We start from the raw sequence: 26,737 nt of genomic DNA, 5'->3' as shown, positions 1-26,737 counted from the left end.
GCGGTGAAATTATAAGTGGCACTGATAAAACCAAATTTATGAGGTAAATTATATAGAGTGTCGTTAATTGAAAGTAGGGCATTAATGCACTAAACAGTCAGCGACAGAACACCTTATAAGCCAACCATTTTGGTGATAATCGCATAATGATCTTCAAACATCATGGTGGCATCCAACTCGGCAAGTGGTAGCCAAAATGCTTTGGCCGCGTCGTCACCGCCTTTTACTTTGGGCAGACCTTTCGGGTCGTTTTTTAGCTGAAAGTAAAAGGCTTGAGTAATCGTGCGACCACGCGCTGAGCGGTAAGGGTCGTCAAAGGTATGCTGACTATGACAAGAGCCGCGTAATACTGGCTCTGGGACTTTAAGGCGTGTCTCTTCGCGTAGCTCACGGATACAGGCGTCAAATAGGGTCTCTTTTGGATTCAAAAAACCACCGGGCAGTGCCCACAGCCCGCGCCCTGGCATGCTGCGACGTTCTACCAACAGAATATGACCTGACTGGACGACCAAAGCGTCTGCCGTCATAAAGGTAGGCGGGTAAGGCGCAGACTCCCATTGTCTTTTATACTTATCGACGAAGTCAGCTTCTTCGTGCAACTGTTGATAATCCTCGGTTTTCTTGAAGTCATTTAGGACGTTGCGGGTCGACTCAGGGGTGCGCTCAGGCGTTGGCGTGGCACCCATCAGATAACTATCCCGAATAGGGGTAGCCGATAGATTGTGATAATTGGGCACAGAGACAGACGCCCAGTTGGGGAATAGCGATAAATAATATGATGAGCTGTCCTTTGAATGACCAATGAGACCGATATCGGTCTGCAAGTCGCCAGTGACTGACTTTACGCCTGCTTGCACGTATTGCAGCCAGCGCGTGTCATTGTAGAGCGCATCATCGAGTCCAACGCAGTGAATACGCGCGGCATCTGCTGTTGAATACGCGCCTTTAATCATCGCGGCGCGCTCAGCAACGCTAAAGGGATTGCGCAAGCTACGTGGTAAGTTGGCGGAGCCGATGAGCATGATGACATTGTCGGCACGCTTCAAGGCTTCATCCACAACCGCTTTGTGCCCGCAATGAAACGGCTGAAAGCGGCCAATAAACACCAAATAACGATAGTGTTTTTTGTCCTGCTTATCTGGGTTTTGTATCTCTAGATCTTGCTCTGATAATTCACTCATAGACGCCACTTTCCTACGACTTATTTTTTATTGGTTAAAAATTGATGACGCTAATACTGACACAGCCTATGACTTTCTGACAAGTATAAAGATGTATAGGGGTGTATCATCGTTAAGTTGCATGCTGTGCAATCCACGCTGCCACCGTTGGCCAAATCTCTGTCGCAGCATTGCGGCTAATCATAATGCGGCTATGGGTATAATCGTCCAAATCGCCATGGTTGATTGCGTATTCACGAAAGACGTTGTGAGGGTTAGCGAACTTGTCAAAAAACAACTGACAGCCACGGGTTGGCGAAATGAAATGGTCACCTTTGGCACTGATCGCATAGATAGGCGTGGTAATAGTTGGCATATGCTGACGATAATCGAAGTGGCTGTTATTAGATACAGTATGAGATGTAGTATTTTTAGAGGCGATAGTAGAGGGCGTATTGTCATTAATCGTCGTTGTTTCAAATTTACTTTGTTGTATAAAGCTGCTTTTAAAGTCTTTGTTTAGGTTCCAGTTGTACCACTGGTTCATCGTATAGTAGCTTTCGTTAAAAGGACCCATTTTAAGCTTCTTAGCTGGGATAAAGCCTAGTAGTCTCGTAAATACTTTGGCTGCGAGAATTTTAGTGCAGCTAATCGGGTTCGATACTGCGCCATAAACTTGACAGGCAAACATACTGATACTGTTTATGCGGTTAATGTACTGCGGATGTTGGATTAAAAACATCGTTAAGCAGGCACCGCCGCCACTGTGGGTGACGCAATGTAGATTATCCAGTGTTAACTCAGTGAACAAGTAACGAAAGGTGGCCTCAAAATCATAGGTTGCAACGGTTTCGAAGTTGAATTTGTCTGTTGGTATCGAGCTTGCACCATGACCGCGCCATTCCATAATGTAGCAATGATGACCAAGTTGTGCCAGATAGTGGGTGATTCTCAAACAAGTCTGTTTGTCCGAAAAGGTCCCATGGGTCAATAGGATGTTTTGTGCTTTTATCTCAGGCGTATGGGTGGTGAGGATATCAGTTTTGTTTTCGTTTTTCGCTGTATCCACAATTTTCCAGACGGCTATTTGCTCACCATCTTTGGTGCTTACCAGTTTTAGGGTCTCTGTCATCATAAAACGGTCTCGTCTAGATTGTCTTATTATTAGGTAGATGATTAGGGCGCGTCTTCAATTCACTCGATAGTCATCTAAATGGGCTAAAAATGGCTAAATCTTGCCAAACATCGTCAAATAGCTTGTTAATATCCCGATATTATCTACGCTATTTTTCTTGTTTGACGGCAATTTATCTCATTTTTATCGCCATTTTTGAAATGAAGACACGCCTTAGGTCATTTGCTGTATCGTTAATGCGACAGCAATGCTATCGCTATAGTCAGTTCAAAACAAAAGTGTTATGGCTAGGACAAACATCATAAAATAATTTGGATAAGTCGTTTTCCATCCACCCTTGGCGTAGAAACTTCACTTGAGCCCATTTTTTCTCAATAGGGTTCAAGTCTGGGCTGTACGGCGGCAGCCATAGGATACGATGACCATGCCTGTTCAGTAATTTTTGGATACGTCTACTTTTATGAAACCGAGCGTTATCCATGACAATCACGCATTTGGTTTTAAGGCTTGGGATTAGGGTGTGTTTGCACCAATCGTAGAATATGCCGCTGTTAATGTTGTGTTCAAAGTAATCCAGTGCAAATAGCATCTTTTCATATAGAGCCCCAATGACGTTGGTTCGCTTTTTACCTTGCCAGTTGTAGCTGTCGATACAGGGTTTGCCTATCAGTGCATAACCATGAGGACGAATGGTCTGGCTTTCAAAACCGCTTTCGTCCATATACACAATGGGATAACCTTGCTGTTTAAAGTTATCAAGCTTACTCTGATACGCCGCTCTTTTTATTGGACATGCTTTTGGATGCTCTAAGGTCTTTTTTTTGACTGATGCCTAGGCGTTTTAAAGCCTCACAAATGGCTGGGGCAGTACAGTTGAACCGTCTTGCTCTCTCATAGTGATAGTCATCAGGGTAACGCTCAACGTCTTTACGTAGTGCATCATCTGGTATTTTTGATGGCGTAACATTGCGAGTGCTCTTACTATGCAGCCGTTTCTTCCACTTTTGAATGGTGGTTGGACTAATATCATAAAAAGAGGCTGCCTCGGCAAAAGTCATGCCACCTGCTAAGCTTTTAAGAACTTGTTTGCGATAATCTAGTGAGTAAGTCATGATAATTGAGTATATCTGTTGAGATGTTTTATCTTATAACATTTTTATATTTAATACACTATACTATGTTTTTATCCTTGATAATTCATTTGCCAGCCTTAATATAAACAATAGCAGACGCGGTGTGGGTAATTAAATAATTTTGCATCGCATTATTAGTGGTCGCTATTATCTATATTAATGTCACCTATTTATCTTTTATATGTCACCATTAAAAAAACCAATAGTGGCTATTTATAACGGTCACGCTTTAATTCGCAGTAGCGCAGTCGGAATTATTGACTGAATGCGCTATAATAGTGATTATAAAATCATCAAACCTTTATCAAGATTGCCGTTAGAGCACTATAATATCAACCGTTATGCTTGATAATTTTTAAATCAAATTGCCCAAATTCACGACACAGCAGCTATGACAGCAGTCGCGTTTGTGTCATAACGCATAGGAAAAATTATGAGTGAGCACAATCAAACCAGCCAAGCAGATCAATCTGCAGACTATGAATCAGCGCTAGATACTGAGCAAACAGAAACAAAAAGTAATATTACCATTACCGAGTCAGCCCAAGGGTACTTGGCCGATTTACTGTCCAAGCAAGATACTGACGGCATCGGTGTGCGTATCTTCGTCGAGCATCCTGGTACGCCGCGTGCCGAGTGCTGTATGGCTTATAACCAACCGGGCGAAGAAGACAGTGCCGATTTGCGTTTTACTTATGATGATTTCTCTGCCTTTATCGAAGCGTCATCAGTCCCTTATCTCGAAGATGCAGTAATTGACTATAATAAAGACCGTTTCGGTGGTCAGCTGACCTTCCGCGCGCCAAACTCTAAAGTACCGAAAGTCGGTGCCGATGCCAGCGTCGAAGAGCGTATCAACTATGTATTGCAGTCTGAGATTAATCCAGGCTTAGCGGCGCATGGCGGTGACGTACAGTTGCTTGAACTGATTGATGAAGAAGGCGTTGGTCTCACTGCCGTATTGAAATTCGGTGGTGGTTGCCAAGGTTGTTCAGCAGTCGACATGACCTTGCGTCAAGGCGTTGAAGTACAGCTTAAGCAGCAAATACCAGAGCTGACACAAGTCATCGATGAGACGGATCATACTCGTACTGAAAATGCTTATTACAAATAAGTGGTAAGTATCAATACAATCAGAAGTAGATTGAAATAGGGTTACTTATGCTGGGTGGTTATTAATAAACCCAACATTGGCTATTCTTTTCATAAAGAAGCTGGGTTATGATTAACTCAGCTTTTTTTTATGGCTATCATTTATAAGATGGCTTTTTTAGAGATTATTGGTCAATCTATACCTTTGAATGATTTATTTTGATTGATGCTTTTTTAGTGACTACCAAGGAGTTTGTTATGAGTGATGGACAACCAGAGAGCAATTTAGATAACGGCACAAAACCTACGCAGCGTCTAGAGACCTTAGCGATTCATGCCGGTTATAGTGTTGAGCCAACGACCAAAGCGGTCGCTGTGCCTATTTATCACACCAGCTCGTATGCGTTTGATAATACCCAGCATGGCGCAGATTTGTTTGATTTAAAAGTCGCAGGTAATATCTATACCCGTATCATGAACCCGACCAATGCGGTATTAGAAGAACGCGTAGCAGCGCTAGAAGGCGGTATCGGCGCGCTTGCGGTTGCATCTGGTATGGCAGCCATTACTTATGCCATTCAAACCATTTGTGAAGCGGGTGATAATATCGTGGCGGTATCAACGCTATATGGTGGTACTTATAATCTATTTGCTCATGCTTTGCCGCGTCAAGGTATCGAAGTCCGCTTCTTTGATCACAAAAATCCTGAAGCGATTCGCGATTTAATCGATGATAAAACCAAGATGGTCTTTGCTGAAAGTATCGGTAATCCACTGGGCAACATTATTGATATTCAAGCACTCAGTGACATCGCGCACGAATATGGTGTGCCAGTGGTGATTGATAGTACGGTTGCCACGCCAGCGATTTGCCGTCCGTTTGAGTTTGGCGCGGATATTGTCATTCATTCATTGACCAAATATATGAGTGGTACGGGCACCTCGATTGGTGGGGCGATTGTCGATAGTGGTACGTTCCCTTGGGGCGATTACCCAGAGCGCTTCCCGTTATTAAACACGCCAGACGACAGCTATCACGGTGTGAACTTCGTCAAAGACGTCGGCGCTGCGGCCTTTATCGCTCGTGCTCGCGTGGCACCATTACGTAATACTGGTGCAGCGTTAAGTCCGCTAAATGCGTTTGGTATCTTGCAAGGGATGGAGACATTGAGCTTACGTATGGAGCGTCATGTACAGAACGCGCAAGCCGTTGCTGAATATCTACGTGACCATGACAAGGTCGCTTGGGTAAAATATGCGGGTCTGCCGGATCATCCTGAGCATGAGCTTGCCAAAAAATACATGAAAGGTACGCCTTCTGCGATTTTAACCTTTGGGGTAAAAGGTGGACTTGAAGCAGGCGCGCGCTTTATCGATGCCTTGCAACTAATTACGCGCTTGGTCAATATCGGGGATGCCAAATCATTGGCGTGTCATCCAGCGACGACCACCCATCGCCAGCTCAATGAGCAAGAGCTAAAAAATGCAGGTGTGAGTACCGACATGGTACGTCTGTCGATTGGTATTGAACATATTGACGATATCAAGGCTGATTTAGAACAGGCATTAGCCTTGGCTTAATGTACAAGTTTCTTATTTCTTAACAATAAAATAATTTGCAAAAGAAAAAGCCCATATCGATTTGATATGGGCTTTTTTATTAGTGCTTTTCCGTCTGAAATATATAAAGAGATTAAGCGGACAGTACCCGTTTGGCAATCTCTTTATAGTCCTGCGGCATGAGTCGCGGGCCAAACTGCTGAATCACTTGTGCGGACACTTCGCTGGCAAGACGACCACATTCTGGTAAGGTGTAGTGCTGCGATAGCGCGTATAAGAACGCACCGGCATAGTTGTCGCCAGCGCCATTGGTATCGATGACATTGGCAACGACTGGCGTAGCAATATCATGGACGATTAACTCTGACTCGGCATCAGGTTTATGAGCGATAACGGCACCTTTTGCGCCATCAGTCACTACCGCAATTTGGCAATGCTCAAGTAGCGCACGTGCGGCAGCTTTGACTTGTTTTTTATCCGTAAAAAGCTTGGCTTCTTCACTATTACAAAATATCACCGCCACTTTATTGCCTAGCATATTGAGCAAACCGTCTTTGGCGAATTTAACCACGGCTGGATCGGCGAAGCTCACCGCAATCTTTGCATTATGAATGCCAGCTTGCTGACGTAACTGAGTCATGGCTGGCTGGATGCCCTCGGACATGGCCAAATAGCCTTCTAGGTATAGCCAATCTGCTTGCGTTAGCGCATCAAAATCGACGTTATCAGCGACAATATCGCTTGAGGTGCCTAGATAAGTCTGCATGGTGCGTTCACCATCTTCGGTCACTGCCACCACACAAGATCCAGTTACACCGCCTGCATGTATAGACTTGTCTGAGGTGGCGACGCCTGCTTCGTGCAAGTCCCTGAGGTAAAAGGCGCCTTGATCATCATCGCCCACACGGCACGCATAAAAGGGCTTGCCGCCTAAGCTGGCAAACGCATACATAGTATTTGCGGCTGAGCCACCACCGGCTTGTTTTGATGGCGCAATTTCTGCAAGTTGGAAGTAGGCCAGCAGTTGCTGCTGCTCTTCGATACCTGCCAAGGTCATATTCCCTTTGGTCAACTCTGTCTCTTCTAATGCTGCATCAGATAGCACATATTCGTGGTCAACCAAGGCATTCCCTATCGCCATTACATCGTACATTGTTCATTTCTCCTCAATTAAATTATAAACGGCTATTTTTTATATTCGAAAGTCATTCGGCTTGTAGTTCAAGCAAACGCTGATAAAGGGCATTCTTTTTGACGCCCGTAATATCGGACGCCAATGCAGCCGCTTTTTTGACCGATAAATCCTCTAACAAACGCTGTAATAATTTATCATGGAGGCTGATATCGTCAGTATCTTGTGCCGCATCAACGCCAGCGACCACCACGACTATTTCGCCGCGCTGCTGATTGTCATCTGCTTTGACAAACTCAACCAAGTCGCCCAGCGTACTCTTACGAACAGTCTCAAAAGTCTTGGTCAATTCACGGCAAAAAGTCACGTCACGATCGTCGCCAAATATCGTCGCCATATCTTCTAAGCTGGCGATAATACGATGCGGCGCTTCATAAAATATCAATGTTTCGGTACGCGTGTTTAGAGCAGTCAGTTGTTTTTGGCGACCATGAGTTTTCGCTGGTAAAAAACCAATAAAGCTAAAACGGTCTGACGGCAATCCCGCTACAGACAATGCAGCAATAGCGGCAGATGCGCCAACGATAGGTGACACAGTAACCCCAGCGGCATGGGCAGCTTGCACCAATTGATAACCAGGGTCACTGACCAACGGCGTGCCGGCATCACTGATTAAGGCGACCGAATAACCTTGCCCGATCATCTCAATAATTTTAGGCGTTTGAATGGCGCTATTGTGCTCATGATAGGCCCACAGCTTATTATGTCCTTTTTGCTTACCTACAGTCTCGGTGGCATCGGCATTATCAGCGCTATTATGAGTGGCTGGCGCTTTGGTATCGTCCGTTTTACTGCCTTTGCTATCTTTAGTGTCGATGCCAAAATGCGACAACAGTTTACCTGAGGTACGGGTGTCTTCACAGGCAATGATAGCGACTTGCTTTAGGATATCGACCGCATGCGGCGTCATATCGGTGAGATTACCAATCGGCGTGGCAACGATATAAAGACAAGCTGGCATCGCAGTAGGGGTAGACATAAAACCTCGAAGTATTAAAAACAGGAATTAAAAAATAAGGTGGCGCTGGCATTTATCATATATCAATCATTCAAGTAGTGAATAATTAATAGCGATAAAAGGACGCAAAAGTGGTTAGTTTAGCATGTTGTGCTATGATAATTATGAAATGTTGAGCAGACCCATGGACGTTATGGCAGATCATAAACCTTTGACCCTTACTTCACCAAAACAGCGCCAAGGCAGCCGCTTTGAACAACGAGCGTGCGAGTTTTTACATGCGCAAGGATTGCAGCTGATTGCGCAAAACTGGCAGCAGCCTAAAGTTGGTGAATTAGATTTGGTAATGTTGGAGACGGGTTCAGCATGGTCGACGCTGGTATTTATTGAAGTACGCCAGCGCCAGCATTCAGGGTTTGGTGATGCCGCGCTTAGCGTTACGGCAAGCAAACAGCGTAAAGTGATCAAAACAGCTCGTTATTTTTTACAGGCGCACCCTGAATATAGTCACTATGAGTGCCGCTTTGATGTCATTGCTTATGATACGAATAAGGTCAATGCTCGCAGCATTGCTGCTAACCATACAAATAGAAATAACGATTATATCAATGATAAATCAGAGAATAAGCCGGAGTGGCTAAAAAGCGCTTTTATAGCCAGCGCGTGGTAATGTTGCGTTTTGACTGTGTTACCAAACAGGCAAAGAAAATACGACGGCATGTTATCGTTACCAAAAACCTAACTGTCCACCGTAAAAATTAAGTAAAGTAATTGAACGAAAATGGCTAGTCGTAGAAACGATGACGTTAGCGATTACTCAGTCGATAATTCTTACTTTGATATTTGATATTTGATATTTGATAGTTACTCAGTTAAAACTGCTAAACCAATTGAACCCAAACAATCGTCACATCATGCTCTAAGAGGTAAATAATGACACGGATGCATTTGCGCACTGCTATTTTTGGCTTATCACGTCGCACTGCGATAGGCGTTATGCTAATGACTGGTCTCATCAGTACAGGTTGTACCACCAATTATCTGACTAATAGTACCGAGGGCACCTATGGCGTGCCAATGACTGAGCGTACGATTCCACAGCGTCTGCTCGATCGTAGTATTGAGCATACGGTCAAAATCAATGTTTATGGTCTCAAAGAAGACCTACAGCAAACCAGCCGCATGGGCATTGATAGTTTTAACAGTGAAGTGTTGCTGACTGGCGAAGTGCCTACCGAAGCGATTAAAGCAGAAGTCGAAAAAGTCGTGAGCTCTATGCCCGATGTACGCCGTGTCTATAACGAGCTGAGCGTTAGTGCCTCGAAGGGTTATAGCTCAACGGTTCATGATGGTTATATCACTTCCAAGCTGCTGGCAAAAGTCGCGGCAAGTGATGGCGTCAAAGCCTCACAGATCAAAGCGGTGACCGATGATGGGGTGGTTTATATCATGGGACGCATGACGCCTACCCAGCAAAGCCACCTGATTGATATCGCTAACGACACAGTCGGAATCACAGAGCTGGTATTACTGACCACCGTCGTCGATGATAGAGGGGTTAAGTTGGCTGAAGACGATATTATGTATGAAGATAATTTGGCCAACCCTGCCACAGCGCCCGTTATCGACCCTAATGTAGCGTCTAACGTCAACCCTAATGTAAATAATGTCGCAACGGCTGATGCTGCTAGTACTGCGACGCCTATCGTTATAACAGAGGAAGGCGAGTCAGTTACTCAGCCGTCATCTAGTCCTTATATTGACCTTTATCAGAATCAGTAAGCCTTTATTGAGATCAACACGGCCTAATAGGCTTACTGCCGAACAATCACAATAAGCCTAAACAGCGGCAACAGTAAAAGCACGATAATGCATCGATCAGCCAGTAAGATATAACAGGTGAAGAATAGACAAGACAGACCCTAATGTTCATTCTATAAGACGGCTGTCGCAATGCTATTAGGTTTGACCAATATATAAATATAATAGGGATACTGACAATGAAAGATGCAAACAAGCGCGCGCAGCACAATACAATTAATCATAAAATAAACAATGAAAGCCTTGTTAGTAATACCGCTAGCAAACTAGGTATTTTAAAATTGACGGGCGCAGCCGCATTGGCAGTAGGTGGTATCGCACTTGCCGTTCAAAACGCACAAGCTTTGTCACCGCTCGCTGTGGTCAATGGCATTACGTCAAGTGGTGGTGTTGGTGTTAGTAAAAATATTCTATACGGTGATGAGCCATTACAAGATTTGGATATTTATTATCCCAAGCCTTTAGCCCAAGCTATGAAAGCCGAGAGTGCTACTAAAGATGCTGTTATTAATGACAGTTATCCGATGGTGGTTTTCGTCCATGGCGGCTCGTGGGAGAGTGGTAATAAGGAACAGTACGCCTTTGTCGGTCAAAGTTTGGCGCAGGCAGGTTATGTCACCGCCGTAATTAATTATCGTAAAGCACCTGAGCATGTATATCCCGATTACGTCGAAGATGCAGCGCAAGCGATTGCTTGGAGTTTCGACAATGCGACCAGCTTGCATGCTGATCCAAAACGCTTGGCAGTGGTTGGGCATTCTGCTGGTGCGTTCAATGTGGTTGCTGCCGTTGCTAATGAAGATTTTTTAGCGCCTTATGGTATTAAGCCAAAGGACATTAAGGCAGTCATTGGGATTGCAGGTCCTTATAGCTATGATTTCCGTAAATTTGACAGCGCAACGGCTTTTGCTGCTGATGCCACACCAGACGAGGTTATGCCCGACCGTCATATCAAAGGCGAGCAGCCGCCTTATCTATTGCTCACTGCCGAAAATGATAAAATCGTGTACGCTACCAATACTATCAAGATGACTAAAGCGCTAAAAGAGGCGGGTGTTATGGTAGAAAACGGTGAAATTGAAGGGGCCAGTCATGCGACCAGTATCGGAGCTATGGCGCCACCACTACGCTGGCTAAACGATGTGCGCGCGCAGGTTTTGACTTACTTGGATAAAGAGCTCAAGTAGTCGTGTTTGTTAATCTCAGTACTGCTTGAATGTCTAGCGTCTAGAGTGTTTATAACCGTATCCTCATTGCTGGTTTTATGGCTTAGGCGCAGTTGCGTAAGACAGTACTGTAAGATGCTTAAACTCTTGTTATAATGTCGTCACTTTACCTCTATACCCTATTTAACACTTAAGGCAGAATATTCTATGAGCATGAACGCTGACGACCTGATTGCATTTTTACAGACTCATTTCCCAGACGCTTTTATTCAAGCTGCCAATCAAGGTAATAAGTTTGATGTACGCGTGGTTGATGCTAGTTTCGAAGGCAAGCGCGCCGTGCAACGCCAGCAAGCGATCTATGCGCTAGTCAACGACAAGATTGCCAGTGGTGATATTCACGCGCTCAATATTCAAGCGCTGACACCTGCTGAATGGGATGTTCAGTCAAAAGGTTAAATTTTTTATATACGCTGGGCTTGCACAGAACTGATTGTTTTAACGATTATTACAATGATTGGTTCGATAAGTCTGATTTTCACTATTTTTAATACTCATCGCTAGGTTGTCACTTCTATGGATCAATTTTTAATCACTGGTAGTAGTCGTATCGCAGGGGAAGTCACTATCTCAGGCGCCAAAAATGCTGCTTTGCCATTATTGGCAGCTATGATATTGGCCGAGACCCCAACGACATTGCACAATGTGCCCTCATTACAAGATGTGCGGACGTTGATTGAATTGATCAGTGGCATGGGTATCAAAATCCAAAAGCAGGACGATACTGTCACTTGTGATACCAAGAGTATTGATAATTTCTATGCGCCGTATGATTTGGTGAAGACCATGCGTGCCTCGATTTTAGTCCTTGGGCCATTGCTGGCACGTTTTGGTGAGGCAGAAGTGTCATTGCCCGGTGGCTGTGCGATTGGTTCACGTCCTGTAGACCAACATCTAAAAGCCTTTGAGGCGATGGGTGCTGAGATTAGTGTCGAGAATGGCTATGTAAAAGCAAAAGCGCCAAAAGGCGGCAAGCTGATTGGCTGTAACTTTTCATTTGACATGATCACCGTTGGCGGTACTGAAAACGTCATCATGGCCGCCGCACTTGCCAAAGGCACGACTGTTTTGGGTAATTGCGCGCTTGAGCCAGAAGTGGTCGATTTGGCCAATATGTTGGTGGCGATGGGCGCTAAAATAAGCGGTATCGGTACTTCTATCATGACCATCGAAGGCGTTGAACGCTTGCATGGTTGTGAGTATTCAGTGGTGCCAGATCGTATCGAAACTGGCTCCTACCTTGCTGGCGCGTTGATGACGCGCGGTGATGTGTTGACCAAAAACACATCTGCGCTGCTATTAACACCCGTGTTAGAAAAATTCGAAGATATGGGTGCGGTGATTACTAGCGGTGATGATTGGATTCGTGCACAAATGAAAGGTCGTCCACTGCCGGTTGATATCCGTACGCAGCCACACCCCGGCTTTCCAACAGATATGCAAGCGCAAGTCATGGCGATTGCTTGCTTGGCGAATGGCACCAGTACTTTTATCGAAAATATCTTTGAAAACCGCTATATGCATGTACCTGAGCTTAATCGTTTAGGTGCATCTATTCAAGTAGATGGTCATACGGCTGTGGTTAAAGGCGTCGAAAACTTTACGGCTGCACCGGTAATGGCGACTGATTTACGTGCGTCTATGTCACTGGTGATGGCGGCAGCAACGGCGGAAGGTGAAAGCTTAATCGACCGTATTTATCATATCGATCGTGGCTATGAGCATGTTGAAGAAAAACTGCGTGCGCTTGGGGTCAATATCGAACGTATCAATACTAACGACTAAACTAACAACTAAACCAGCGATTAAGCTTGATTGGCTTTATAAAGTTGAACGTTTGGTGTTATAAATTAAAAAATCCTCTTTAGTGGGGATACTCACTGCACATGGACACGATGTCATTATGACTGAAGCAAGCAATAGCCTACCAAATGATGGTTTATTAAACGAAGTAAATGATGAGTTCTTTGGCTTAACACTGGCCTTATCAAAGGGTCGTATTTTAGAAGAGACCATGCCACTGCTACGTGCAGCGGGTGTTGATCTTTTAGAAGATCCTGAAGCCTCGCGCAAACTTATTTTTCCAACCTCAAACCCAAATGTACGTGTATTAATCTTGCGTGCAAGCGACGTACCGACCTACGTCGAACACGGCGCGGCTGATTTTGGTGTAGCGGGTAAAGATGTGCTGCTTGAGCATGGCGCGAACCACGTGTATGAATTGCTTGATTTAAAAATTGCTCAATGCAAATTGATGACCGCTGGCGTAAAAGACGCACCACTGCCCAATCGTCGTCTGCGTATCGCGACCAAATATGTCAATGTAGCGCGCGCGTATTTTGCGAGCCAAGGTCAGCAAGTTGATGTTATCAAGCTTTACGGTTCAATGGAGCTTGCGCCATTGGTGGGCTTGGGCGATTTGATTGTCGATGTGGTTGATACGGGTAATACCCTACGCGCGAATGGACTTGAAGCACGCGATCATATTTGTGATGTGTCATCACGTCTTATCGTCAATCAAGTCAGCTATAAGCGCAAATTTGCGTTACTAGAACCCATTTTAGATAGCTTTAAAAACAGTATTGCCGATGCCTAGTAAACCGGTGCCAATCATTGGTAATATAAAGCATGATGATGCGAATTTTTAAACCAGTTTAGCAGGCTATGAGTGATATAGCGTGCTAAACTGGTTTTATTGTCTTAGCTTGCGAAAAAATAAAATCACCGTAAAATTTAGACAAGAAGACAGCCAGTAAGTCGCCATATTTGTGAATAATAAGCATACTTTAGTTATATTCACGCCGTTTATTTTCAGCAGTATTTTATGCTCAGATATAGGATTAGGTCATGCGCCAGTTAAGTACCCAAGATGCCGATTTTGACAATCAATTGACACAACTGCTTGCCTTTGAAACCGTCAATGATGCTGAATTATTGCATACCGTCGACGATATCATCGCACAAGTACGTGCGGATGGTGATAGCGTCGTATTGGCATTAACTCAGCAATTCGATCAGCATCCAGCGACAACGATGCAAGAGTTAGAGCTGTCTAAAGAAGCACTTGCCGATGCATTTGCCAATCTGGATGAGAATGTAAAAACGGCATTGACCACAGCAGCTACTCGGGTACAGACCTTCCATGAGCGTCAAGTACAAGAAACGTGGCAATATGAAGATGAGCTAGGCAATCGCTTAGGTCAAAAAGTCACGCCACTTGATCGTGTTGGCATTTATGTGCCGGGTGGTTTGGCATCTTATCCATCATCAGTATTGATGAATGCTATTCCTGCCAAAGTAGCTGGGGTTACTGAAGTTATCATGGTCGTACCAGCGCCGAAAGGGGTGCTCAATCCTTTGGTATTGGCAGCAGCACATTTGGCACAAGTTGACCGTGTCTTTACCATTGGCGGCGCACAGGCGGTAGCAGCTTTAGCCTACGGTACCGAAACCATTCCAGCGGTGGATAAAATCACAGGGCCGGGGAATAAGTATGTCGCGGCAGCCAAACGCGCAGTATTTGGACAAGTCGGCATTGATATGATTGCAGGCCCCTCAGAAGTGTTGGTATATGCAGAGGGTGAAGCGCAAGATCGAGCTGATTGGCTCGCGATGGATTTGTTGTCGCAAGCAGAGCACGACCGTATCGCTCAAGCTATCTTTGTGACGACCAGTGAAGAGCAGTTAAAAGAAGTCGAGTTAGAGATAGAAAGAGCACTCGCTGAGCTGCCAAAAGCAGATATCGCGCGTGACTCGCTGCAAAATCGTGGTGCACTTATCTTAGTGAAAGATCGTAGCGAGGGTATGGCACTGATTAATCGTATTGCCCCTGAGCATTTGGAGTTATCCGTTGATAACCCTGATGCATTGCTAGATGATATTCGTCATGCGGGTGCTATCTTTATGGGTCGTCACACGCCTGAGGCGATTGGCGATTACTGTGCAGGACCGAACCATGTGCTACCAACATCTGGTACTGCGCGCTTTTCTTCACCTTTAGGTGTCTATGACTTTCAGAAGAAATCATCAATTATTTATTGCAGTGAATCCGGCAGCAAGCCATTGGCTGAGACGGCTGATATTCTAGCGCAACGTGAGGACCTAGAAGCCCATGCGCGCTCAGCCCGTTATCGTTATCAGTAAGATATTTTGAGCGTCTTCATTTTTACTTTTGATAGATATTTTTAATAGTCTGTATGGCTAATTAGTAGGATAATTTATGAGTGAGTCAAAGATAGATACCAGACTTTGGTCATCTAAAGCACGCAACTTGTCACCTTATGTGCCGGGTGAACAGCCACAGCACGACAATTTATGCAAACTGAACACCAATGAAAACCCCTTTCCGCCGTCACCGAAAGTAGGCCAGGCAATCGCTAAGGTGTTAGAGAAGCAAGCGGAAGATTTGCGCTTGTATCCTGCACCCGAATCTGATGATTTGCGGGCGGCCTTAGCGCAGCTTTATAGTCTTGAGGCAAACCAAGTCTTTGTCGGTAACGGTTCAGACGAAGTGTTGGCGCTCGTCTTTGCCAGTTTTTTCCTAAAAGAGCGTCCTGTCTTAGCACCTGATATCAGCTATAGTTTTTATCCGGTTTATGCACAGACGTTTGGTGTCGATCTGATACAAATTCCTTTAGAAGAAGACTTTAGTGTCGATCCTGATGCGTATCGTCAGCCTTGTAGCGGTATCATCATCGCCAATCCTAATGCGCCAACCGGTTTACTGTTATCGCTTGATGACATTCGTAAGCTGGCGGGTGAACACTCAAATGCAGTGGTTGTGATTGATGAGGCGTATATTGATTTTGCTCAAAGCACTGAAAATAATCAAGATACGACGGTTTCAGCCATTAGCTTGATTAATGAGTTTGATAATATTCTAGTGACGCAAACTTTTTCAAAATCACGCTCGCTCGCCGGTCTGCGCGTCGGTATGGCTTTTGGCAATGTCTCATTGATTGAAGCATTAACACGTATGAAAAACAGCTTTAACAGTTTTCCACTCGATAAGCTGGCGCAAGCTGGGGCGACTGCTAGTGTGATAGATGTCGAGTATTTTGAGCAAATGCGTCAGCAGGTTATGGACTTGCGCGAATCACTGACTGCAGATTTAACGGCACTTGGTTATGACGTGCTGCCATCGCATGCCAATTTTGTCTTTGCCCGTCCTAAAGATGGCAATGCTAGCACGGTGGCTTCTGCCCTACGTGAACAAGGTATCATTGTCCGTCATTTTGACAAACCGCGTATCAATGAGTACTTACGCATTACCATTGGTACGCCAGCACAACATGAGCGCCTGATTGAGGCCTTAAAAACGCTACATGACTCTAACGATATCGCTGCGGGTTAATGCGTAATCTTTTGGTTAGCTCATAACGACGATAGCTGAATTGCCGCAATAAATATCGACAATAAAGCCTGCTCAACGTCACGTTGGCAGGCTTTATTTTTTATCATAGGGTCATATAAATCTTAATACCATTTACTAGCACTATTGTCAGCAAGGACTGAGAGCAAATTACCTACCTTATCGAGGCATTCTTGATATTCTGCATCGCAGTCGGAGGCAACCGTGATGCCACCACCTGCCCAGAGACTGACTTGTCTATCACCATTCAATGAATTGGTGGCTTGCAGGGTACGAATGAGCACATTCCATTGGCCACTACCATCAAAGTTCATATAGCCCATGGTGCCACAATAAGCACCGCGCGGTGCAGTTTCCAGTTCGGATATAATTTCAACCGCCCGTTTTTTGGGCGTCCCCGTGATAGAGCCTGCGGGCAAACTGCCAAACAATACAGCTAATGGATGAGTATCTGCCTTTAACTCAGCGGTGATGGTACTCACCATATGATGCACATTGCTAAAGGTCTCAATCGCAAATAATTGCGGCACTTTGACGCTACCAATTTTGGCGTATTTACCCAAATCATTGCGCAGTAAGTCGACGATCATGACGTTTTCGGCACGGTCTTTTTCGCTATCGATAAGCTGCTGTTTATAAGCATTGTCTTGTACAGTATTCAATCCGCGTGGCATCGTTCCTTTGATTGGTTTGGTACGAATATGATGTTTGCCAGTGTTCGTCTCTTTTGTAAAGGTAAAAAATAACTCAGGCGAGCAGCTTAATAATTCAAAATCACTATTACCCTTATTTGCATGGCCCTCACGATCAAGATGACTGGTTTGTAAGTACCCTGCAAAGGGAGCTTTGGTATTTCGATGTAGGGCAGGTAAGTAATCAACCAGTTTCGTTGCGCTACCATGATTAGTAATATTATTAAAAGTGCCTTGCCATGCTTGCGTCAGATTGATTTGATAACAGTCGCCTTGCTGTAGATACTCTTGGGTTTTTGCAAAAGCCCTTTGATAATCATTTTTATGCCAGCGCTCGTTCAATATTAATGGCGCCAACGGTGGCTTATTATCATGAGAGGGTTTGTTTCTACTAGATAGTTGATGCTCTAGCGTGTCTAAATACGATATAAGCGCTGATAGTGTGGTGTCTGTTGCTTCACTAGCAGTATTTAAACCTAGCGTATTTAGCCTCCAGCCATTTTCTTTATCTGATGGGGTGAGGTAGATATCGTAATGTCCCAAAATGGCACAAGGCTGCGTTGCTAGCTCAATATGTGCAGCTGGGCTAAGCTCATGAGCAGCGATATCGTAACCGATAAAGCCTATCAGACCATGATGATAACTTGGTTTTTCATTTAAATCGCTTACTGGTTCTGGGTTTTCATTATTAGCATCATAAGTTTGACTATAACTGATTAATTCATCTTGCCAGTCGTTATAACTCCTATAAGTGACAGTGATATCATTGTGAACGGCGTCACGGCAGGTTTTTCTGACTTGATAAAGGGCTGCTTGTTCGTTTGAATCTGGCGTGTTTTCAGCGCAACCATAAACAGACCAGCTGACTTTGGGGAGCAAGCCAATCACTGATCGGCCGTCATTATTGAGCCAAACCAATTGCCAGTTTGCTTCGGCCTGTTGTGCGATTAAATATTGCTGTAGCAGTGGCAGCAGTTCGGCAGCCGTTAGCCCACCAAAACGCCAGCTAGGTTGAGTAGCTGGCGATAGGGCAGAAACTGTCTGCTCAGTATTCTTATGATTTTTTACGGGCATAATTTACGCGTCAAACTTTTTGATAATTAAGGTGGCATTGGTACCGCCAAAGCCAAAGCTATTACTCATCAAGGTTTCGAGATTGGCGTCGCGTTTTTCGGTGACGATATCAAAGCCTTCAGCCGCAGGGTCTAAATTCTCAACATTAATACTTGGCGCAATGAAGCCTTCTTGTAGCATCAGTAAGCAATAGATTAATTCTTGCGCACCGACGGCACCCAAGCTATGACCGGTCATTGACTTGGTCGAGCTGATAGGCGGGACTTTGTTGACATCATTACCGAATACTTTAGCAATCGCTTTAAGCTCAGTGATATCACCTAGTGGCGTACTCGTACCGTGGCTATTGATATAATCGACGCTTTGTAAGCCCGCTTCGGCTAGTGCTTGCTGCATACAGCGTACTGCACCTTCACCGCTTGGTGCGACCATTTCTGCACCATCAGAGCTGGCCCCGTAGCCGACAATTTCAGCCAATATATTGGCACCACGTGCTTGGGCATGCTCTAAGCTCTCAACAACAACCATCGCGCCACCAGCGGCAATGACAAAACCATCACGGTCTTTGTCATACGCTCTTGAGGCAAGTTGTGGCGTGTCATTATACTGAGTACTGACCGCACCCATGGCATCAAACATACATGACTGCGTCCAGTGTTCCGCTTCACTACCACCAGCGAGTACAATATCAGCTTTACCGAGCTGAATAAGCTCAGCGGCATGGCCGATACAGTGGGTTGAGGTCGCGCAAGCAGAGGCAAGAGAGTAGGAAACTCCTTGAATTTTTAGCCCAGTGGCCAAGGCGGCGGATACCGAGCTGCCCATCGTTTTTGGTACCGCCATCGCACCGACACCGCGTAGACCTTTTTCACGCATCGCATCTATGGCATTGACGATATTTTCTGTCGATGCGCCGCCCGAGCTGGCTACGACACCCACACGTGGATTGCTATTGATAGTCTCAAGCGACAAGCCAGCGTGCTCGATTGCATTCAAGGCGCTAACATAGGCATAGAGGCTGGCATCACTAAAGAAGCGCTTTAATTTACGATCTATAGCGGAGGTGTCAAGTTCTGCTTTATCGATACTGCCACTAACGTGCGACTTAAATTCATGCTCAGCATAAGAGTCGTTAAATGTAATACCAGACTGCCCTTGCTTAAGAGCGGCAGTGACGGTGGCTAAATCATGTCCGATACAAGAGACAATCCCTGCTCCAGTGATAACAACGCGGCGCATATTCTATTCCTTATTAATAACGATTTTTGATAATTACCTTTAATAATCGCTTTTGAGTCCAACATTCTATTATGTAGCGGTTGGCATGGCTGTTTTTTGTAGCAATAGCCTGATGAAGACAGCCTAGAGGCTTAAATAACGACTATTTCTAACAAGTCTTTTAACCTATATAGGCCGCTTTCACAGGATTATTGCTTTTATCATAGAACCAAATCCATGATAAATAGTGGCCAGCTAATGCCTCAGCCTATGCCATATGATAACGTATCAAGGGTTCAAAATCTTTGGATAAGTGCAAAATAACGACAAAACATTGATTACGGTTAAAAGTAACTATCCCTGTCTGTTTTGCGATATGATAATCGTTGTTTTGGTCATTGAGACATGGCTATTTTTGTCCAAATAAAAGCAGGGTAGAGGGGTAGGAGAAGTTCGACAATTATAAATAAACTATACTTTTAGATACAAAATTTGTGAGCGCGATAACATTGTTCGCACTGACAGCCGTTTGCCTCATTGGCTAAAATGACCCATTCATTACTACTATAAAAAAACGACCAATCATCATATTAAGGACATCACGATGGCAAAGCGTAGCACTCTCTCTAAAGGCATCAACACTATTGGCTCTTTTACGCGCAATAATCTGGAGCGCATGGGTGCAGTGATTGACAGCATGAATGCAAAAACGGGTAAGCCAAGTCACTATAAAGCGGTAAATCTAGGCGATGAAGATTTTCAACAAGACCTATTCCGAGAACAAACCCTAAAGGCGACCCAGCAGTTATTGGGCACACGATTTGCGACTTATGGCAAGTATGCCAAAAAAGTAGTGCCGAATAGTTTATTCCAATCGACGGTTGACGGGGCATTTGCACAAATTGCTAAGCTTGCAGCCACTTGGAGCCAGATTGATTTGCCCAATGAGCATCGTTTTGCCAGCGTGGCGAGTTTAGACGATGAAGAGCGCTACGCATTGGCGACCGACATTGCCAATCAAAACCGTGCGCTTGCTACGATTGGTGGTTTGACTGGTTTGGCCGGACTACCAGGTTTGTTGGCTGATACTTTATGGCTATTGCTGGTCTCTTTGCGTACCGTTTATCAATTGGCGGCGGTTTATAATAAGCCGTTGACAGGTAAGCAAGGCGTGAAGATGGCGTACGAGCTGCTTGCCAATGCTGACCTCAGCAAGATGCAAGAAAAACAAGCGCTACTGGCGGGCATTGGTATTGGTAAAGGCTTACTGGATAATGCGCAAAGCAGCGGTTTACACAATGAGCTTAAAAATCTAGGTCTTAAAAATAAAAATGTGAACTTCTATGCTGAACAAGTAGACAATATTGCCAGTCAAGTAGGCATCGATCTTGATCAGATCAATTTGTCATGGATACGTCGTTTTTTACCAGGCACTGCGGTAATAGTAGGTATGCGTTATAATAGTCAGCTCATTGACGAGGTTATCGGGGTAGCGCAAGCAACCTTTGCTCCAGAAGCAAAACTTGCCAATCGTGCGATTACTGATGATAGCGGTAGCGAGGAAGAGGTAAGTAAAACCACCAGTAACGATGAGCAGAAAGAGCCAAAAGACCAAGACAGTAAAAAAGACAGCTCAGATAAATCGTCAGATAGCCAGCCAAAAAATACAGAGACGGACAAAGCAGCTAACCAACCAAAGAAGTAAATTGAAATAACGGTCCATATTTAAATGTAGCGATATTTTCTTGGCTGTCTTGAAAAACAAGATAATATCGCCATTTAATGGTCACGAACTGCCAAGCATTTATCTCTAAATATCTTTTATCGATAATGCTTGTGTTCATACTGCCTAAGTCTGCCAGCTTTACCGTATTTAACGTCTTGTTTTTCAGCTATTTTTTAGTGCAGAACAGATAAAGTGTTATAGTGGTAGGCTTAATGCATATATATCGAATGTTGTAAAGTAAAACCACTCATAAGTGGTTGAATTAGCAGCAACAACTCTTTATAATATACTGTCCTAAAAATGGGTGTGCCGAAATCTGCGAATTGCGTCAGATCGATGGTGCATTGCCCCATTTTTTTGTTTTATACCAAACGGGAGAAGGATGCCTCATGGCAACAACTAACCAATTGATTCGCAAGGGTCGCAAAACCATCAAGGAAAAGTCAAAAGTTCCTGCGTTGCAAGCGTGCCCACAACGTCGCGGTGTATGTACTCGTGTATATACTACCACGCCTAAAAAACCTAACTCAGCCATGCGTAAAGTATGTCGTGTACGTTTGACTTCAGGCTATGAAGTATCAAGCTACATCGGCGGCGAAGGTCATAACCTACAAGAGCACAGTGTTGTTCTTATCCGTGGTGGTCGTGTAAAAGATCTACCAGGTGTACGTTATCATACCGTTCGCGGTGCACTAGATTGCGCAGGCGTTAAAGACCGTAGACAAGGTCGCTCTAAATATGGTGCCAAGAAGCCTAAAGCTTAATATTAGCTTAGCTTATTTGCATTACCCAATAACTGTGCATGGGTTCGGTGTCAGCGGTAGTATTGGTTAATATAAATTATTTTATATCGACTGGTTACTCGCAAACATACCACCATGCAGTAAGGCTAACTGACAACTCATCACCCTGTCCTATTATGACAAGTATGATGTTGTGAATGTTGGACACTCCTGAAGACAAGGAAATTTATTATGCCAAGACGTCGCGTCGTTGCTACCCGTGAGATCCTACCGGATCCTAAGTTTGGTAGCCAAACTGTTGCAAAATTCATCAACCATGTAATGAGTGATGGTAAAAAATCTACTGCTGAGCGTATCGTTTACGGTGCTCTTGAGACAGTAAGTGAAAAGCGTAAGATTGAAGATCCAGTCTCTTTCTTCGAAGAAGTTTTAGAGAATGTACGCCCAATGGTAGAAGTAAAAGCTCGCCGTGTTGGTGGTGCTACCTACCAAGTACCAATGGAAGTACGCCCCTCCCGTCGTACTGCCTTGGCTATGCGTTGGTTAGCTGAAGCTGCTGCAAAGCGTTCTGAAAAATCTATGGCTTTACGTTTGGCTGGCGAATTGAATGATGCCGCTGATGGTAAAGGCAACGCTATGAAGAAACGTGACGAAGTTCACCGTATGGCAGATGCTAACAAAGCGTTCTCTCATTACCGTTTCTAAGCTATTTTTTAGACTACCTATCAAGAGTAGTTTTAAAGAAATAGCTGATGCTAGTTAATTATTTATTCTATTGATTGCCGTCATCCTCATCAGATTATTGATATTTTTTCATCGTAAGATAATAAAATACTCACATAATCTGGATGGCGGACATCTGTCAAGATGCTGTCCTGAAAAGGATACTGTTCTTTATAGACAGCATCCCAAATTTGATGCCGCACTATTCTAAGTATTTGCTCTTTTTTTGTCCGTATTAGGCCCAATAATCAGTAAGTAATATTACGAAGCTGACTGCTTTGTCATAGAGTATGAGGTAGAGATACAACACATTAATATATACACGAATTTCCCTAGGAAAACACTATGGCTCGTAAAACTCCCCTAAAACGCTATCGCAATATTGGCATTTCTGCGCACATTGATGCTGGTAAAACGACCACGACAGAGCGTGTCTTATTCTATACCGGCGTTAGCCACAAGCTTGGTGAAGTTCATGATGGCGCAGCCACCATGGATTGGATGGAGCAAGAACAAGAGCGCGGTATTACTATTACTTCTGCGGCGACGACTTGCTTTTGGTCAGGTATGGCAAAGCAGTTTGACGAACATCGTATCAACATTATTGACACCCCAGGTCACGTTGATTTCACGATCGAAGTTGAACGTTCTATGCGTGTACTTGATGGCGCTTGCATGGTTTACTGTGCAGTAGGCGGCGTTCAGCCACAGTCTGAGACCGTATGGCGTCAGGCAAACAAATATAAAGTTCCACGTCTTGCATTTGTAAACAAAATGGATCGCGTTGGCGCTGATTTTTATCGTGTTATTGAGCAAATCAAAACTCGTCTAGGTGGCAACCCTGTACCATTGGTTATTCCAATTGGTAAAGAAGACGACTTCGAAGGCGTTGTTGATCTTGTGACTATGAAAGCTCTATATTGGGATGAAGCGTCTCAAGGTATGGAATTTGAAGAGCGCGAAATCCCAGCTGAACTACAAGAAAAAGCGGAAGAGTATCGCGAACATCTTGTAGAAAATGCCGCTGAAGCATCAGAAGAACTCATGAATGAGTATCTTGAAAACGGTGAATTGTCTGTAGAGCAAATCAATGCTGCTATTCGTCAGTTGACTATTGATAATCAAATCATTCCACTACTTTGTGGTACTGCCTTTAAAAACAAAGGTGTACAAAAGATGTTGGATGCGGTTATTCAGTATCTGCCTGCGCCAATGGATGTACCAGCTATCCGCGGTATTCTTGATGACAAAGAAGAAAGTGAAGGCACTCGTGAAGCATCAGACGAAGCCCCATTCTCAGCTTTAGCATTCAAAATCATGAATGATAAGTTCGTTGGTAACTTAACCTTCGTTCGTGTTTATTCAGGTGTTTTGACGCAAGGTAGCAGTGTCTATAACCCAGTTAAAATGAAGCGTGAGCGCGTTGGTCGTATCGTACAGATGATGGCGAACTCTCAAGAAGAGCTTGCAGAAATTCGTACTGGTGATATCGCAGCATTGGTTGGCATGAAAGATGTGACGACTGGTGATACGCTATGTGATGAGCAAAATGTTATCACACTTGAGCGTATGGAATTCCCAGATCCAGTTATCAGTCTTGCCGTTGAACCTAAGACCAAAGCTGACCAAGAAAGAATGTCTATCGCTTTAGGTCGTTTGGCCAAAGAAGATCCATCGTTCCGTGTACATACTGACGAAGAATCTGGTCAGACGATCATCAGTGGTATGGGTGAGCTGCATCTAGAGATTCTAGTTGACCGTATGAAGCGTGAGTTTAACGTTGAAGCCAACATCGGTGCGCCGCAGGTTGCTTATCGTGAGACGATTCGTGAGACGGTTGAGCAAGAAGGCAAATTCGTACGTCAAACAGGTGGTCGTGGTAAATTTGGTCACGTTTGGTTACGTCTTGAGCCTATGGATCCAGCGGGCGACGTTCTATATGAATTCGCTGAAGAAGTGGTTGGTGGTACGGTACCAAAAGAATTCCACGGTGCGGTTGATAAAGGTATTCAAGAGCGCATGAAAAACGGCGTACTTGCTGGCTATCCAATCGTTGGCGTAAAAGCGACATTGTATGACGGTTCTTACCATGACGTTGACTCGGATGAGCTATCATTTAAAATGGCTGGTTCTATCGCTTTCAAAAAAGGCTTCATGGCAGCAAACCCTGCACTACTTGAGCCAGTGATGAAAGTTGAAGTTGAGACCCCTGAAGATTACATGGGCGACATCATGGGCGATTTAAACCGTCGTCGTGGTATGGTTCAAGGTATGGAAGATTTACCTGGTGGTACTAAGCAGATTCGTGCAGAAGTCCCATTAGCGGAAATGTTTGGCTATGCCACACAGATGCGCTCAATGTCTCAAGGCCGTGCAACATACTCAATGGAATTCCAAAAGTACGCTGAGATTCCAAAATCAGTGGCCGCTGACATCATCTCTAAGTTCAACTCTAAAGATGGCGACGAGTAAATAATCGTTATTTAATAATGACAATATAGGGCATATCTTTATATTGTCATTGAAGAATACGCCAATAATTGGTTAAAAGACTTGTTATTGGCCGTGATTTTCTTATAATATCTGCACATTAGTATGTGCACCCTTTTAACAATTATCTTAATGTGGTCAGGATTGTCTCAACTACTGTATTTATCATAGTTGAACACTGCCCCCAAAAAAAGAGGAAATACCCATGGCAAAGGCCAAGTTTGAACGCAGCAAGCCACACGTCAACGTCGGTACCATCGGACACGTTGACCACGGTAAAACCACACTAACCGCCGCTATCGCAACCGTAGCAGCAATCACCTCAGGTGGCGAAGCCAAAGACTACGCGTCTATTGACTCAGCCCCAGAAGAAAAAGCACGTGGCATCACCATCAACACCTCACACGTAGAATATGACACCCCATCACGTCACTACGCCCACGTCGATTGCCCAGGTCACGCCGATTATGTTAAAAACATGATCACCGGTGCAGCCCAAATGGACGGCGCAATCCTAGTCGTATCAGCGACCGATGGCCCAATGCCACAAACCCGTGAGCACATCCTGCTTTCACGTCAGGTTGGCGTACCATACATCGTCGTATTCATGAACAAGTGCGACGTTGTTGATGACGAAGAACTGCTTGAACTCGTAGAAATGGAAGTTCGTGAATTACTAAGCGACTATGACTTCCCAGGTGATGACACCCCAATCATCCATGGTTCTGCTACTGAAGCCCTAAAAGGCTCACAAGAAAAATACGGCCAACCAGCCGTCGTAGAACTACTAAACGTACTAGACACCTACATCCCAGAGCCAGAGCGTGACATCGACAAAGCATTCCTAATGCCAATCGAAGACGTCTTCTCAATCTCAGGTCGTGGTACCGTTGTGACCGGCCGTGTTGAATCTGGTATCGTTAAAGTTGGTGACGAAATTGAAATCGTTGGTATCCGTGACACTCAAAAAACCACCTGTACTGGTGTAGAGATGTTCCGTAAACTGCTTGACGAAGGTCGTGCAGGCGAAAACTGTGGCGTACTACTACGTGGTACTAAGCGTGAAGACGTCCAACGTGGCCAAGTACTAGCGAAGCCAGGTTCAATCACCCCGCATACCAAATTTGACGCAGAAGTATACGTACTTTCAAAAGAAGAGGGTGGTCGTCACACACCATTCCTAAACGGCTATCGTCCACAGTTCTACTTCCGTACCACTGACGTAACTGGCGCAATCCAATTACAAGACGGTACTGAAATGGTTATGCCTGGTGATAACGTTGAGATGGGCGTAGAGCTTATCCACCCAATCGCTATGGACAAAGGTCTTCGCTTCGCAATTCGTGAAGGCGGCCGTACGGTAGGCGCTGGTGTTGTTGCTAACGTATTGAACTAAGATTTAACCTATCAGAGTCATCTGAGA

Annotated in this window: 23 protein-coding genes; 15 read left to right on the top strand and 8 right to left on the bottom strand. The window is 44.6% G+C overall.

Annotated features, from left to right (window positions below):
- Positions 1–113: 113 nt before the first annotated feature.
- The 4 genes from ACSUPM_RS12305 to ACSUPM_RS12290 form a co-directional block, all read right to left on the bottom strand.
- Positions 114–1,181 (bottom strand): bifunctional nicotinamide-nucleotide adenylyltransferase/Nudix hydroxylase, encoded by a 1,068-nt coding sequence (locus ACSUPM_RS12305; protein ID WP_025652502.1) that lies wholly within the window; start codon positions 1,179–1,181, stop codon positions 114–116.
- A gap of 112 nt (positions 1,182–1,293) precedes the next feature.
- Complete coding sequence (locus tag ACSUPM_RS12300; protein ID WP_025652501.1) at positions 1,294–2,295, bottom strand: alpha/beta fold hydrolase; 1,002 nt, start codon at positions 2,293–2,295, stop codon at positions 1,294–1,296.
- Positions 2,296–2,557: 262 nt separating this feature from the next.
- Entirely contained in the window at positions 2,558–3,082 is a 525-nt protein-coding gene (locus ACSUPM_RS12295; RefSeq protein ID WP_156915621.1) for an IS630 family transposase, read from the bottom strand.
- On the bottom strand, positions 3,057–3,407 hold the full coding sequence (locus tag ACSUPM_RS12290; RefSeq protein ID WP_025652499.1) for an IS630 transposase-related protein: 351 nt from the start codon (positions 3,405–3,407) through the stop codon (positions 3,057–3,059). Before ACSUPM_RS12290 ends, ACSUPM_RS12295 begins: the two co-directional genes overlap by 26 nt.
- 454 nt (positions 3,408–3,861) lie before the next feature.
- On the opposite strand from ACSUPM_RS12290, the gene nfuA reads away from it, so the two are divergent.
- Positions 3,862–4,542 carry a Fe-S biogenesis protein NfuA gene (gene nfuA / locus ACSUPM_RS12285; RefSeq protein WP_025652498.1) on the top strand — a complete coding sequence of 227 codons (681 nt, stop codon included), beginning with the start codon at positions 3,862–3,864 and terminating at the stop codon, positions 4,540–4,542.
- A gap of 236 nt (positions 4,543–4,778) precedes the next feature.
- A complete protein-coding gene (locus ACSUPM_RS12280; RefSeq protein WP_025652497.1) occupies positions 4,779–6,101 on the top strand; it encodes an O-acetylhomoserine aminocarboxypropyltransferase/cysteine synthase family protein in 1,323 nt (440 codons plus the stop codon).
- 112 nt (positions 6,102–6,213) lie between these two features.
- Here ACSUPM_RS12280 and ACSUPM_RS12275 read toward each other — a convergent pair whose 3' ends face one another.
- Both ACSUPM_RS12275 and rsmI read right to left on the bottom strand, forming a co-directional pair.
- Positions 6,214–7,233, bottom strand: a complete 1,020-nt coding sequence (locus ACSUPM_RS12275; protein ID WP_025652496.1) for an adenosine kinase — start codon at positions 7,231–7,233, stop codon at positions 6,214–6,216.
- A gap of 52 nt (positions 7,234–7,285) precedes the next feature.
- The gene (gene rsmI / locus ACSUPM_RS12270; RefSeq protein WP_025652495.1) at positions 7,286–8,251 is read right to left on the bottom strand and encodes a 16S rRNA (cytidine(1402)-2'-O)-methyltransferase; all 966 of its coding nucleotides are present in this window, start codon (positions 8,249–8,251) and stop codon (positions 7,286–7,288) included.
- 124 nt (positions 8,252–8,375) lie between these two features.
- Between rsmI and ACSUPM_RS12265 the strand changes: the two genes are divergently transcribed.
- The 8 genes from ACSUPM_RS12265 to hisC all read left to right on the top strand — a co-directional run bounded on the left by ACSUPM_RS12265 (position 8,376) and on the right by hisC (position 16,630).
- On the top strand, positions 8,376–8,900 hold the full coding sequence (locus ACSUPM_RS12265) for a YraN family protein (protein ID WP_025652494.1): 525 nt from the start codon (positions 8,376–8,378) through the stop codon (positions 8,898–8,900).
- A 263-nt stretch (positions 8,901–9,163) separates the two neighbouring features.
- Positions 9,164–10,012: a BON domain-containing protein gene (locus ACSUPM_RS12260; protein WP_025652493.1), complete on the top strand. Its 849-nt coding sequence runs from the start codon at positions 9,164–9,166 to the stop codon at positions 10,010–10,012.
- Between the two features lie 218 nt (positions 10,013–10,230).
- Positions 10,231–11,238, top strand: a complete 1,008-nt coding sequence (locus ACSUPM_RS12255) for an alpha/beta hydrolase (protein ID WP_227692010.1) — start codon at positions 10,231–10,233, stop codon at positions 11,236–11,238.
- A 192-nt stretch (positions 11,239–11,430) separates the two neighbouring features.
- On the top strand, positions 11,431–11,676 hold the full coding sequence (locus tag ACSUPM_RS12250; RefSeq protein ID WP_025652491.1) for a BolA/IbaG family iron-sulfur metabolism protein: 246 nt from the start codon (positions 11,431–11,433) through the stop codon (positions 11,674–11,676).
- Positions 11,677–11,793: 117 nt separating this feature from the next.
- Positions 11,794–13,062, top strand: a complete 1,269-nt coding sequence (murA, locus tag ACSUPM_RS12245; protein WP_025652490.1) for a UDP-N-acetylglucosamine 1-carboxyvinyltransferase — start codon at positions 11,794–11,796, stop codon at positions 13,060–13,062.
- Positions 13,063–13,180: 118 nt separating this feature from the next.
- Positions 13,181–13,873, top strand: coding sequence for an ATP phosphoribosyltransferase (gene hisG, locus ACSUPM_RS12240; RefSeq protein WP_025652489.1), 693 nt, complete (start codon positions 13,181–13,183; stop codon positions 13,871–13,873).
- A gap of 251 nt (positions 13,874–14,124) precedes the next feature.
- A complete protein-coding gene (hisD, locus tag ACSUPM_RS12235) occupies positions 14,125–15,420 on the top strand; it encodes a histidinol dehydrogenase (RefSeq protein ID WP_025652488.1) in 1,296 nt (431 codons plus the stop codon).
- A gap of 76 nt (positions 15,421–15,496) precedes the next feature.
- Positions 15,497–16,630: a histidinol-phosphate transaminase gene (gene hisC, locus ACSUPM_RS12230; protein WP_436879987.1), complete on the top strand. Its 1,134-nt coding sequence runs from the start codon at positions 15,497–15,499 to the stop codon at positions 16,628–16,630.
- A 122-nt stretch (positions 16,631–16,752) separates the two neighbouring features.
- Here hisC and ACSUPM_RS12225 read toward each other — a convergent pair whose 3' ends face one another.
- Together ACSUPM_RS12225 and ACSUPM_RS12220 are read right to left on the bottom strand one after the other, a co-directional pair.
- On the bottom strand, positions 16,753–18,414 hold the full coding sequence (locus tag ACSUPM_RS12225; protein WP_436879986.1) for an anthranilate synthase component I family protein: 1,662 nt from the start codon (positions 18,412–18,414) through the stop codon (positions 16,753–16,755).
- 3 nt (positions 18,415–18,417) lie between these two features.
- Positions 18,418–19,653, bottom strand: coding sequence for a beta-ketoacyl-ACP synthase II (locus tag ACSUPM_RS12220; protein ID WP_173239784.1), 1,236 nt, complete (start codon positions 19,651–19,653; stop codon positions 18,418–18,420).
- Positions 19,654–20,236: 583 nt separating this feature from the next.
- On the opposite strand from ACSUPM_RS12220, the gene ACSUPM_RS12215 reads away from it, so the two are divergent.
- The 5 genes from ACSUPM_RS12215 to tuf all read left to right on the top strand — a co-directional run bounded on the left by ACSUPM_RS12215 (position 20,237) and on the right by tuf (position 26,710).
- On the top strand, positions 20,237–21,337 hold the full coding sequence (locus ACSUPM_RS12215; protein WP_201577926.1) for an EcsC family protein: 1,101 nt from the start codon (positions 20,237–20,239) through the stop codon (positions 21,335–21,337).
- A gap of 410 nt (positions 21,338–21,747) precedes the next feature.
- A complete protein-coding gene (gene rpsL / locus ACSUPM_RS12210; protein WP_010200611.1) occupies positions 21,748–22,122 on the top strand; it encodes a 30S ribosomal protein S12 in 375 nt (124 codons plus the stop codon).
- Positions 22,123–22,332: 210 nt separating this feature from the next.
- Positions 22,333–22,806: a 30S ribosomal protein S7 gene (gene rpsG / locus ACSUPM_RS12205; protein WP_025652483.1), complete on the top strand. Its 474-nt coding sequence runs from the start codon at positions 22,333–22,335 to the stop codon at positions 22,804–22,806.
- Positions 22,807–23,169: 363 nt separating this feature from the next.
- Positions 23,170–25,296, top strand: a complete 2,127-nt coding sequence (fusA, locus tag ACSUPM_RS12200) for an elongation factor G (RefSeq protein ID WP_025652482.1) — start codon at positions 23,170–23,172, stop codon at positions 25,294–25,296.
- Positions 25,297–25,519: 223 nt separating this feature from the next.
- Positions 25,520–26,710, top strand: a complete 1,191-nt coding sequence (gene tuf / locus ACSUPM_RS12195) for an elongation factor Tu (protein WP_025652105.1) — start codon at positions 25,520–25,522, stop codon at positions 26,708–26,710.
- Positions 26,711–26,737: the final 27 nt, after the last annotated feature.

Origin of the sequence: Psychrobacter okhotskensis (assembly GCF_965638355.1) — a bacterium.
Taxonomy (GTDB): domain Bacteria; phylum Pseudomonadota; class Gammaproteobacteria; order Pseudomonadales; family Moraxellaceae; genus Psychrobacter; species Psychrobacter okhotskensis.
This window is presented reverse-complemented; position numbering and strand designations above follow the sequence as displayed.